Source organism: Streptomyces parvulus, from assembly GCF_014648855.1.
GTDB lineage: Bacteria > Actinomycetota > Actinomycetes > Streptomycetales > Streptomycetaceae > Streptomyces > Streptomyces parvulus.
In genome coordinates this window covers 33,181-45,144 of sequence record NZ_BMRX01000023.1, presented here as the reverse complement: position 1 = coordinate 45,144, position 11,964 = coordinate 33,181, and the positions used below count along the sequence as shown (strand labels likewise).

Sequence of the window (11,964 nt, the reverse complement as noted above, 5' to 3'; positions counted from 1 at the left end):
AGCTCTGCAGGGATCGTCCGGCTCGACGGGAACAGTGTGGTGTCGCATGAACGCGCTACGGGTGTGGTCGAAGACGGACGAGGTCCGGATGTGGCTCATCTGCCTGCCCCCCGGAGGCGGCGACGCCCGGCTGTTCCGGGACTGGGCCGGGCGGCTGCCCGAGGGCCTTGGTGTGGCGGCGCTCGAACTGCCCGGCCGCGGCGGCCGCAAGGGTGAGCCGTGGGCAGACGGCGCCGAGGCCGCCGTCGGGGAGTTCGCCGACGCCGTGGAACCGCTGCTGGAGCGGCCGGTGCTGCTGTTCGGGCACAGCATGGGAGCGGTCCTCGCCCTCGATCTCGCCCACGAGCTACGTGCCCGGCACGGACGGGAACCCCTGGCGCTGATCGCCGCCGCCAGTGAGCTGTCGCGGCCGCGGACGCCGACGATCCGGCCCGAGGCTTCGGACGGCGACCTCGTCCGGTGGCTGCGCGACCTCGGCGGCACCCCCGAGGAACTGCTCACCAGCGCGGAGTTCCTCGCCGAGCTGCTGCCGGTGCTGCGCGCCGACCTCGGTGTGGCAGCGGACCGGAACCCAGGTGCGCGCGCCCCGCTCACCTGCCACGTCCACGTCTACCTCGGCGAACAGGATCCCATGGTCGACGGCCTCGCCGCGCAGCGCGACTGGGCCGCACAGACAACGCGTGAACAGCCGCCCCGCAGCTTCCCGGGCGGCCACTTTTTCGTTCAGGAAACCGCCGGGCCGGTCCTGGCAGCACTCGCCGAGGACGCGGACGCGGCGGTCGGCGGCCGGCTCCTGCGGTCCCGATGAACCGTCCGGACGCGCGGCAGCGAGGCCGAGAGGGAGGAACAGGCATGGGCAAGGCGGATTCGTCCGGAGAACGGAACGCGGACGGCAGCACGGTGACACGGACGACCGGGCCCGGCGTGGCATCGCCGCAGGGGGCCTCGCTGGAAGGGCTGTCCGCGGAGCGCCGGGCACTGCTCACGTTGGAGCTCGCCCGGCGCAGGGCGGCGGCACTGAGGCCGCGACGGCTGCCGCGCGAGGCCGGGGAGCCGTGCTTCCCGCTCTCCTACGCGCAGGAACGGCTCTGGTTCCTGGACCGGGCCGACCCGGGCTCGACCGCCTACGTGATGTCCGGGGCGCTGCGGCTGCGCGGCGCCCTCGACCGCGGGGCGCTCGGCTCGGCCCTCGACGAGATCGTGCGCCGACACGAGGTGTTGCGCACCACGTTCCCCGACCGGGGCGGCCGGCCCGAGCAGCGCGTCGGGCCTCCCCGGCCCGTGCCGCTGCCCGTGCTGGACGCCGACGGGGAGGAGACGGTCGCCGCCGCCTGCCGGACCGAGGCCACCACACCCTTCGACCTCGCGTCCGACCTCATGGTGCGGGCCCGGCTGCTGCGGCTGTCCGACGACCACCACGTGCTCGTCCTGGCCCTGCACCACATCGCCGCCGACGGCTGGTCCCTCGGCGTCCTGCTGCGTGAGCTGGGTGTCCTGTACGACGCGTTCCGGTGCGAGCGGCCCTCGCCGCTGCCCGAACTCGGCATCCAGTACGCCGACTACGCCGTCTGGCAGCGGGACTGGCTCGCCACCGGCCCGCTGGACGACCAGATCGCCTACTGGCGGGAGCGGCTCGACGGCGCGCCCGTGCTGGAGCTGCCCACCGACTTCGCACCCGGGGCGGCCCGCACCTGGCGCGGGGCGTCGCAGCCGTTCACCTTCCCGCCGCACCTGTGGAAGGGTGTGGCGTCCTTCGCCGAGAAGCGCGGGACGACTCCGTACATGGTCCTGGTGGCGGCCTTCGCCATCGTGCTGGCCCGGTGGAGCGGACAGCGCGACGTCGTGATCGGCTCGCCCCTGGCCGGCCGGGTCCACCCCGAACTGGAGCCGCTGACCGGCTTCTTCGTCAACACCCTGCCGCTGCGCGTGGACGTGCCGGACTCCGCGACCTTCGCGACGCTGCTGTCCGAGGTCAGGCAGTCCTGCACCCAGGCATACGCCCACCAGGACGTCCCCTTCGGCAAGCTCGTCCAGGCGCTGCGACCCGACCGCTCCCTCGGCCCCGTGCCGCTGGTGCAGGTCATGCTCGCCCTGCGTGACGTACCCGGGGAGCCGCCCGCCCTCGCCGGACTGGACGTGACGGAGCTGGACCTGGCGACGAGCCAGGACGCCAGCAAGTTCGACCTCGCCCTCGACCTGGTCCCTGAGCACGACGGCGGGCTGCGCTGCCGGGTGGAGTTCAGCACCGACCTGTTCGAGGCGGCCACCGCCGGCCGGATCGCCGACGCCTTCGTCCAGGTGATCGAGGCCGCGCTGGCCGACCCGGCACGCCAGGTCGATCGGCTGCCTCTCATCTCCGCGGACGAACGGGAGCGGCTGGTCGGCGAATTGTCCGGAGACGGTGACGCGAACGCCGCCGACACCGCCGGCTGCCTGCACACCCTCATCGACGCCCAGGCCGAGGCCCGGCCGGACGCCCCGGCGGTGGAGTGCGGCGACACCGTGCTCACCTACCGGGAGCTGACCGAGCGCGCCGACCGGCTGGCGCGGCGGCTGCGTGAGCTGGGCGCGGGCCCGGAACACCTCGTCGGGATCTGCCTGCCCCGCTCCGCCGACATGGTGACGGCCGTGCTCGGCGTGCTCAAGGCGGGCGCCGGATACGTGCCGCTCGACCCCGGCTACCCGCAGAGCCGCATCGACCTGATGATCCGCGACTCGGGACTCTCCCTCGTCGTCACCGACCACACGGTGGCGGCCACCGGCAGGCTCCGGCCACCGGACGGCGACGACACCGGCCCCCGTCCGGTGCTCGTCGACGACACCGGCTCCGACGAGCAGCCCGCGCCACGGCCCGCGCCGGTGCACCCGCGCACCCTGGCCTACGTCATCTACACGTCCGGCTCCACCGGCGTACCGAAGGGCTCCGCCAACGAGCACGGCGGCGTGGCCAACACGCTGACCGGGCTGAACCGGACCCTGGGCCTTCGCCCGAGTGACCGGATGCTGGCCGTGTCCAGCCTCAACTACGACATGTCGGTCTACGAGATCCTCGGCAGCCTGCTCGCGGGCGCCTGCGTCGTCGTCCCGCCCGACGACATCGAGGTCACCGACCCCGAGCAGTTGCGCCGGCTGCTCCTCGACGCCCGGGTCACCGCCTGGAGTTCGGCGCCGGCGCTGCTCGAACTGCTGGTCAACCACGCGCACGCCGGGCCGGGCCTCGACGGCGCCGCACTGCGGCTGGCCGTCCTCGGCGGGGACCGGCCGCCGGCCGCGCTCGCCGACCGGCTCGGTGAACTGCTGCCCGACCTGCGGCTGTACAACCTCGCCGGTATGACGGAGGTCTCGTACTGCTCGACCTACCACCTCGTACGCCGTCCGGAGCCGGTCCCCGGCACCATCCCATGGGGCCGCCCACTGCCCAACCAGCGGCTGTACGTCCTGGACGCGCACGGCGAACCCGCTCCGGTGGGCGTGGCCGGCGAGTTGTTCATCGGCGGCGCCGGCGTGCGGCGCGGATACTGGCGCCGGCCGGGCCTGTCGGCGGGGAGGTTCGCACCCGATCCGTTCGGCCGCACGCCCTCCGGTCGCCTCTACCGCACCGGCGACGCCGCCCGCTGGCGCACCTCCGGCGAGCTGGAGTTCCTGGGACGGCTCGACCACCAGGTCAAACTGCGCGGCCTGAGGATCGAGCCCGGTGAGATCGAGGCCGCGCTGAGCGCCCACGAGGACGTGGGGCGCTGCGTCGTCCTCCTGCGCGGCGAGCAGGCCGACCGGCGTCTGGTGGCCTACCTCACCACGCGGGGCCCGCTGCCACCGAGCGTCGGCGAACTGCGGCGGCACCTGCTCGACCGCGTGCCCGACCACATGGTGCCCTCGGCCTTCGTCCTCCTGGACGAACTCCCCCTCCAGCCGAGCGGCAAGCTCGACCGGGGCGCGCTGCCCGACCCGGCCGCGATCCGCCCCGAGCTGTCCGGCACGTACACCGAACCCGCCGATCCGCTGGAGCAGGTCCTCGCCGGGATCTGGGCCGAAGTACTCGAACTCGACCGGGTGGGGGTGACCGACGACTTCTTCGACCTCGGCGGACACTCACTGCTCGTGACCCAGGTGGTCTCCCGGGTCCGCGACCTGTTCCGCGTGGACTTTCCGATCCGCGGCTTCCTCGCGGCGGGCACCGTGCGCACCCTCGCCGACCGCCTGCGCTCCGCGGCGGCCGAGGCGGGAACGGACGCCGACCGCGTGGCGGAGCTGATCGTCCAGGTCGCCGGCCTGGACGACGCCCAGGTGACGGCGGGGCTCGGCGCATGAGCACCTCCGACACCGCCGCGGTGCGCCCCGGCGACATGACACCCGACCAGCGCCGCCTGCTGGACCGCCTGCTGGCCGAGCAGGGAGGCGCCCCCGCGCCGCGCCCCGCCATCCGGGCGCACGCCGTGGACCGGTCGCATGCCGAGCCGTCCTCCGCCCAGCGCCGCATCTGGTTCTTCGACCGCCTCCAGCCCGGCTCCGCGCTCTACACCATCACGGGCGTCGCCGAGCTGCGCGGCACCCTCGACCGCGAGGTGCTCGCCCGCTGCCTGACCGAGGTCGCGCGACGGCACGAGACACTGCGCACCACCTTCCACGGCGACGGCGACGAGCCCTACACCCGGGTCGAGCCCGCGACACCCGTACCCGTGGAGTACACCGACCTGTCCGCCCTGCCGCGGGACAGCCGCGAGCACGCGGTGCGGGAGCGGCTGGACGCCGAGGCCCTGCGCCCCTTCGACCTGTCCCGCGACCTCATGCTGCGGGCCGGGCTGCTGCGCCTGGCTCCCGACCTGCACCTGCTGCAGTTGTCGATGCACCACATCGCCGCCGACGGCTGGTCGCTGGGCGTGCTGCTGCGCGAACTCGGAGCCCTCTACCCCGCCTTCACCCGGGGTGAGTCCACGCCGCTGCCCGAACCCACCGTGCAGTACGCCGACTACGCGGCCTGGCTCAACGCGCGCATGCGGGAGCCCGGACACGAGGAGGCGCTGCGCAGCTGGGTCGACCGCCTCCAGGGGGCCTCGGCTCTCGACCTGCCGACGGACCGCCCGAGGAGCGAGACCGGATCCTTCACCGGCGGCCAGGTGCCGCTGACGCTGACCGCCGAGCTGATGGCCCGGGTCAAGCGGCTGGCCGACCAGGAGAGGGCCACGCCCTACATGGTGCTCGTGGCCGCCCTCACGTCCCTGCTCGGCAGATGGAGCGGTGGCCGCGAGGACGTCGTCCTCGGCTGCGCGGTCGCCGGCCGCAACCGCAGCGAGATCGAACCACTCATCGGGTTCTTCGTGAACACCCTCCCGCTACGCCTCGATCTCGGCGGACGGCCCTCGCTGCGCACCCTGGTGGGCCGAGCGCGCACCGCCTGCCTGGACGGCTACGCCGGCCAGGACGTGCCCTTCGAGCAGATCGTCGAGCGGCTCCAACCGGACCGCGAACCGGCTGCCAGGGTGCCGCTGGTACGGCACATGCTGGTGCTGCACAACAGTCCGCGCCCCAGGCTCGACCTGCCCGGTCTCGAGATCGAGGTGCTCCCGCTGGACACCGGCACCGCCAAGTTCGAGATCCAGATCGAACTCACCCCCACCGAGGACGGCGGGCTCGGCGGCTGGCTGGAGTACGCGACGGACCTGTTCGACGAGGCCACGGCGACCCGGCTGACCGAAGGCCTGCTCTCGCTGCTGGACGACGGCCTGACCCGGCCCGACGCCCCGGCCGACGAGCTGCGGATACTCTCCGGCACCGACCGGCGGACGATCCTCCCGCGCTGGAGCGGCGCCCAGACGGTGGCACCGGCCGGCTCCGGCCTGCTCCACCAGCTCTTCGAGACCGCCGCGGACCGGACACCGCAGGCCGTGGCCCTGGTCGACGGCGAGCGGACGCTGACCTACGCCGAACTGGACGAGCGTGCCAACCGGCTGGCCCACGGCCTGATAACCCGGGGTGTGCGCGTCGACGACGTCGTGGGCGTACAACTTCCGCGTTCGGCCGAAGCCGTCGTCGCGATGCTCGCCGTGCTCAAGGCCGGAGCGGCCTACCTGCCGCTCGACCCGGCACACCCACCGCAGCGGCGCGCCGAACTCGCGAAGGACGCGGGCGCCGTGCTCGTCCTCACCGCGGCCGACGGCGACCCGTCGGCCCCCGCCACCCGCCCCGCTCTCGCCGTCCCGCCGCGCGCCGGCGCGTACGTGCTCTACACCTCGGGCTCGACCGGCCGGCCCAAGGGCGTGACCAACGAGCACGCGGCCGTGGTCAACCGGATCCTGTGGATGCAGGAGGCGTACGGCTTGCAGCCGGGCGAAGGGGTGCTGCACAAGACTCCGCTGGGCTTCGACGTCTCCGGGTGGGAATGGCTGTGGCCGCTGGCCGTCGGCGCACGCGTCGTCGTGGCGGGTGACGACGGCCGGCGCGATCCGCGCGTCATCGCCCGACTGATCCGCGAGCACACGGTGACCACCTGCCACTTCGTCCCCTCCATGCTGCGCGCCTTCCTCGACGGCCCCGCCGCCGACTGCGCGGGCGTCCTGCGCCGGGTCGTGTGCAGCGGTGAGGAACTCCCGCCGGCCACCGCCCGCCGCTTCGCCGGCGCGCTGCCCGGCACCCAGCTGCACAACCTCTACGGGCCCACCGAGGCGGCCATCGACGTGACGGCCTGGGAGGTGCCCGAACTCCTCGCGCCGGAGCACACGGCGCGCCTGCCCATCGGGGCCCCGATCACCGGCGCCCGCCTCCACGTCCTCGACCGCCACCTCGAACCGGTGCCGCCCGGCGCGGTGGGCGAGCTGTTCATCGGCGGCCTCCCGCTCGCCCGCGGCTACCGCGGCCGGCCCGGCCTGACCGCCGACCGGTTCCTGCCCGACCCGTTCACGCCGGGCGGGCGGCTGTACCGCACCGGCGACCGGGCACGGTGGGGTGCCGACGGCACCCTCGACTACCTCGGCCGGGTCGACCACCAGCTCAAGATCCGCGGCCAGCGGATCGAGCCCGGCGAGATCGAAGCCGTCCTCGGCGCGCACCCGGCCGTCGAACGCGCCGTCGTCCTGCCCTTCCGCGATGCCGAGGGGGACCTCCAGCTCGCTGCCTACGCCGCCCTCGGACCGGACGTCGAGACCGTGCGGGAGCCGGAGGAGATCACCGACCACGTCGACCGCTGGCGCACGGTCTTCGACGACACCTACCAGGCGTCCAACCCGTCGGCGCAGGAGATCGACCTCGCCGGATGGAACGACTCCGCCACCGGAGAACCCATTCCGGAGGAGGAGATGCGCGTCTGGGTCGACGAGACCGTGGAGCGGATCACCGCGCTGCGGCCGGCGAAGGTACTGGAGATCGGCTGCGGAACCGGACAGTTCCTGCTCCGTCTCGCCCCGCACTGCGAGCGCTACGTCGGCACCGACATCTCGCCGGAGGCCCTCACCCGGCTCGCCGGACAGCTCGACGCGGATACGAAGGCCGAGCTGTCGCGGCGGCCCGCCGACGACTTCACCGGCTTCGCCCGGGGCGAGTTCGACACGATCGTCCTGAACTCGGTCGTGCAGTACTTCCCCGACGTCTCCTACCTGCTGCGGGTCCTGCGCGCGGCCCTCGACCTGCTCGCACCCGGCGGGCACCTCTTCGTGGGCGACGTGCGGGACCTGCGTCTGACCGAGGCGTTCCACTGCTCCGTACAGGCGGCCCGGCTGCCCGACCACACCCCGGCGGCCGACCTGCGCCGCCTGGTGGACCAGCAGGTCGCCCACGAGGAGGAACTGCTCATCCACCCGGCCCTGTTCGAGACGGTCGCCCCCGCCGACCAGGTCCGCCTGCTCGCCAAGTCCTCCCCCCACCGCAACGAGCTGACCCGGTTCCGCTACGACGCGGTCATCACCGCGCCGGGCGGTGCGGCCGCCCCCGCCGTCCCGGACGCCTGGCGGCCCTGGGACCGCGCAGCCCCCGACCGGGATGGCTCGTACGGCCTGCTGGGCATGCCCGACGCACGGCTGAACGAGGACCTGGCCAGGGTGCGGCTGCTGCGCGAGGGGGCCGCGGACACCGTGGGCGGGCTGCGTCGCGTCCTGGCCGAGCGGGCCCCCGAGCCCGCCGGTGAACCCGCGGACCAGACCGTCCCCGACGGGCACACGCTGCTGCCCCGGCTGGGCGCCACACCCGGCCTGCTGGACCTGGAGTTCCGTGCGGGCGACCGCCCGGCGGGCGGCCGCTCCCCGCAACCGGCGCCCGTCGACGGGGCGTACACGAACGACCCCCGCCGTGCGATCCGGGAGCGGCTGACCGTGGCGGGGCTGCGCGAGCACCTGCACCGGGCCCTGCCCGACTACATGGTCCCCGCCTCCCTCACCGTGATCGACCACTGGCCGCTCGGACCCAACGGAAAGCTGGACCGGGCCGCGCTGCCCGCACCCACGTCACTCAGGCCGGCCCTCGCTACCGGCTACGTCGCCCCGCGCGACGACACCGAGCGGATCATCACCCGGATGTGGCAGGAGGCGCTCGGCCTCGACCGCATCGGCGTCCACGACGACTTCTTCTCCCTGGGAGGGCACTCCCTGCTCGCCGTCCAGATCGTCGGCCGGATCCAGGACACCTTCGGGTGCGAACTGCCGCTCGGCGTGCTGCTGCGGGCCCCCACGATCGCCGCCGTCGGCGAGCGGATCACCCAGGCCTCCGGCGACCGGGCGCCGCGGCTCGCCCCCATCGCGCGCACCGCCCGCCGGCCCCGCACACCAGCCTCCGCGTCCCCCGCCGAGCAAGGAGCCCGACGATGAGTGAACCGGCCCCGGCCGACGCCGAACCGTTCGAGCTGCCCGCCTCCTTCGGCCAGGAGCGGCTGTGGCTGCTCGACCGGCTCGGCGCCGGCAACGCCTACCACCTCGGGGGCGCCGTACGGCTGGACGGCCCACTCGACCCGGAAGCCCTCGCCCGTGCCGTCACCCGGCTCGTGGAACGGCACGAGATCCTGCGCACCACGCTGGAACTCGGCCCCGACGGACACCTGGTGCAGCTGGTCCACCCGGACATGCGGCCGTCGACCCCCCGCACCGAGGCGCCCGAACCGACGCTCGCCGCGGCCCGCCGCACCCTGGCCGGACACCTCGACGCGCCCTTCGACCTCGCCGCCGGCCCGCTGCTGCGCACCGCCCTCGTCCGGTTCGGCGAGACGTCCTGGCTGTTCGGGGTCTCGATGCACCACATCGTGTCGGACGGCTGGTCGATCGGCGTGTTCCAGGGCGAACTCGCCGAGTTCTACCGCGCGGAGACCGCGGCCGACCCGGCACACCTGCCCGACCTGCCCGACCTGCCCATCCAGTACGGCGACTTCGCCGCCTGGCAGCGAGAGACCGTCGCAGCCGCGGGACCGGAGTTCACCGACTACTGGCGGGAGCGCATGGCGGGAGCCGAGCCGCTGGAGCCCGCGGCCGCCGCCGTCGGCGACGGCAGCCCCTCGGACGTGCCCGTGGCGGTGCCCGCGGAGCTGATGGAGGCCGTCGCCCGGCTGGCGAAGCAGGAGTCCGCGACCCCCTTCATGGTGCTCACCGCCGCGTACATGGCGGTACTGGCCCGCTGGACCGAACGTGACGACATCGTGGTGGGCACTCCGGTCGCCGGTCGGCCCCGCCCCGAGCTGCACCACCTCGTCGGCTTCTTCGTGAACACACTGCCCCTGCGGACACGGGTGGACTGCCGATCGTCCTTCCGGGCGCTGCTCGGCGCCGTGCGCGAAACCTGCCTGGGCGCCTTCGAGCACCAGGACCTGCCGTTCGAGCGCATCGTCGAGGTCTCCGGAACCGACCGGGTCCAGGGCCGCACCCCGCTGGTCGGCGCGCTCATCGCCCTGCAGAACACACCGTCCCCGCCGTGGAACCTGCCCGGCGTCACGGCCGAGTCCGTCGACGCCGCCGACCTGCCCGCGCAGTTCGGCCTGAACCTCTACCTGTCCACGACCGAGGACGGTGCCCTGACCGGGCGGCTGGTGCACGACGCCCGGTGGGACGCCGCTGACGTACGGCGCCTCGCGCGGGCCTGGCACGCCCTGCTCACCGACGCGCTCACCGACCCGGCCCGGCCGGTGGGAAGGCTCTCCCTCGGCGTGCGCGGCGACGGCGCCCCCGACACCGAACCGCCCGTCGCCGACGGGCTGGTGCACCACTGGATCACTGCCGCCGCCAAGGAGCACCCGGACCGGATCGCCATCAGCGGCGGCGGCGACCACATCACCTACCGCGACCTGGAAGAGCGCTCGGACCGCTGGGGGCGGCTGCTGCGCGCGCACGGTGCGGGACCCGAACGGCTGGTCGCCATCTGCATGCGGCGCTCGATCGACCAGCTCGTCGCGGCCCTCGGCATCCTCAAGAGCGGCGCGGCCTACCTGCCCCTGGACCCCGGCCACCCGGCCGAGCGCTTGGCCCGGCTCGTCGCGGACGCGGCGCCGCCCGTGGTACTGACCGACGAGACCACGGCCGGCCTCTTCGAACACGGGGCCGCCGCCGAGATCCTGCGCGCCGACAGGGTGCCCGAGGGCGGCCCCGGCGCCCCGCTCCCCGAAGCGATGGGCCAGGACCCGGACTCCCTCGCCTACGTCATCCACACCTCGGGCTCAACCGGCGCCCCGAAGGGTGCCATGAACACCCACCGAGGTCTGGTGAACCGGGTGCGCTGGGCACAGCGGACCTTCGGGCTCACCCCCGGCGAAAGCGTGCTGCACAAGACCCCGTGGAGTTTCGACGTCTCCGCCGGGGAGTGGCTGTGGCCGCTCACCGCGGCGGCTCGCATCGTCCTCGCCGAACCCGGCGGCCACCGCGACCCCCACTACCTGGCCGGCCTCATCGCCGAGGAGTCGGTCACGACCTGCCATTTCGTCCCGTCGATGCTCCAGGCGTTCCTCGCCGACCCCGCCGCCGTCCAATGTGCCGGGGTCCTGCGCCGCGTGCAGTGCAGCGGCGAGGAACTGCCCGTCGCCACGGCCCGGCGCTTCGCCGAGCTGCTGCCGCACACCGCGCTGTGGAACCTCTACGGGCCGGCCGAGGCGGCCATCGACGTCAGCCACCACCATGTCGTCCCGGCCGATCTGGACCGGCCCCGGCTGCCCATAGGCCACCAGCTCCCAGGCATCCGGCTGCACGTGCTCGACCGGCGCGGCGAACCGGTGCCCCACGGCGTGCCCGGGGAACTGCACATCGGGGGCGTGGCCGTGGGCCGCGGCTACCTCCGGGCGCCGGGGCTCACCGCCCAGCGCTTCGTCCCGGACCCCTTCGGCACCCGCGGCGCACGCCTCTACCGCACCGGCGACCGGGTGCGCCGCCTTCCCGACGGGGCACTGGACTTCCTCGGCCGCTACGACCACCAGGTCAAACTGCGCGGCATCCGCGTGGAACCCGGCGAGATCGAGGCGGCGCTCGACCGGCACCCCGACGTGGGCCAGAGCGCGGTCCTGGTACGGGGCTCGGGCGCCGACATCCGGCCGGTCGCCTACGTGGCCTGCCCACGTCACCGGCCGACCGGCGACGACCTGCGCGGCTTCCTGCTGCGTACGCTCCCCGCGGCCCTGGTGCCGAGCACGTTCGTCGTCCTGCCGGCGCTGCCGGTGACCCCGAACGGGAAACTCGACCGAGCGTCGCTGCCCGAGACAGGCCCCGGCGAGCACATCCGAGCGGCTGCCGTACCGCCCCGGACCCCGGCCGAGAGGCTGCTGGCGGGGATCTGGACGGACGTGCTCGAACTGACCGACGTCGGCATCCGCGACAACTTCTACGAGCTCGGCGGCAATTCACTGCGGGCGGTGCGGGTCTTCCAGCGCGCCCAGGAGGAAGGGCTCCTGGTCTCCCTGGAGCCCATGCTCGGCGACCACACCGTCGAACAGCTCGCCGCCGGACTCGGCACCGATCCACGCGAGACCCCGCACGACGTCGTTCGACTGCCATGAGGTCCTCGCTCCAACAGCGC

Annotated in this window: 4 protein-coding genes; all 4 read left to right on the top strand. The window is 74.1% G+C overall.

Annotation, left to right across the window (positions count from 1 at the left end):
- The first annotated feature begins 46 nt into the window (after positions 1-46).
- The 4 genes from IE108_RS32770 (at position 47) to IE108_RS32755 (ending at position 11,944) form a co-directional block, all read left to right on the top strand.
- The gene (locus tag IE108_RS32770) at positions 47-808 is read left to right on the top strand and encodes a thioesterase II family protein (protein ID WP_064732147.1); all 762 of its coding nucleotides are present in this window, start codon (positions 47-49) and stop codon (positions 806-808) included.
- A gap of 116 nt (positions 809-924) precedes the next feature.
- A complete protein-coding gene (locus IE108_RS32765; RefSeq protein ID WP_064732486.1) occupies positions 925-4,308 on the top strand; it encodes a non-ribosomal peptide synthetase in 3,384 nt (1,127 codons plus the stop codon).
- Positions 4,305-8,789 (top strand): non-ribosomal peptide synthetase, encoded by a 4,485-nt coding sequence (locus IE108_RS32760; protein WP_064732146.1) that lies wholly within the window; start codon positions 4,305-4,307, stop codon positions 8,787-8,789. The genes IE108_RS32765 and IE108_RS32760 overlap by 4 nt, the downstream gene beginning before the upstream one ends.
- Complete coding sequence (locus IE108_RS32755) at positions 8,786-11,944, top strand: non-ribosomal peptide synthetase (RefSeq protein ID WP_064732145.1); 3,159 nt, start codon at positions 8,786-8,788, stop codon at positions 11,942-11,944. The genes IE108_RS32760 and IE108_RS32755 overlap by 4 nt, the downstream gene beginning before the upstream one ends.
- Positions 11,945-11,964 lie beyond the last annotated feature (20 nt).

Bases quoted from the DNA above. Each gene is read 5' to 3' on its own strand.
- IE108_RS32770 (WP_064732147.1), top strand. From the start codon at position 47: ATGAACGCGCTACGGGTGTGGTCGAAGACGGACGAGGTCCGGATGTGG.
- IE108_RS32760 (WP_064732146.1), top strand. From the start codon at position 4,305: ATGAGCACCTCCGACACCGCCGCGGTGCGCCCCGGCGACATGACACCC.
- IE108_RS32755 (WP_064732145.1), top strand. From the start codon at position 8,786: ATGAGTGAACCGGCCCCGGCCGACGCCGAACCGTTCGAGCTGCCCGCC.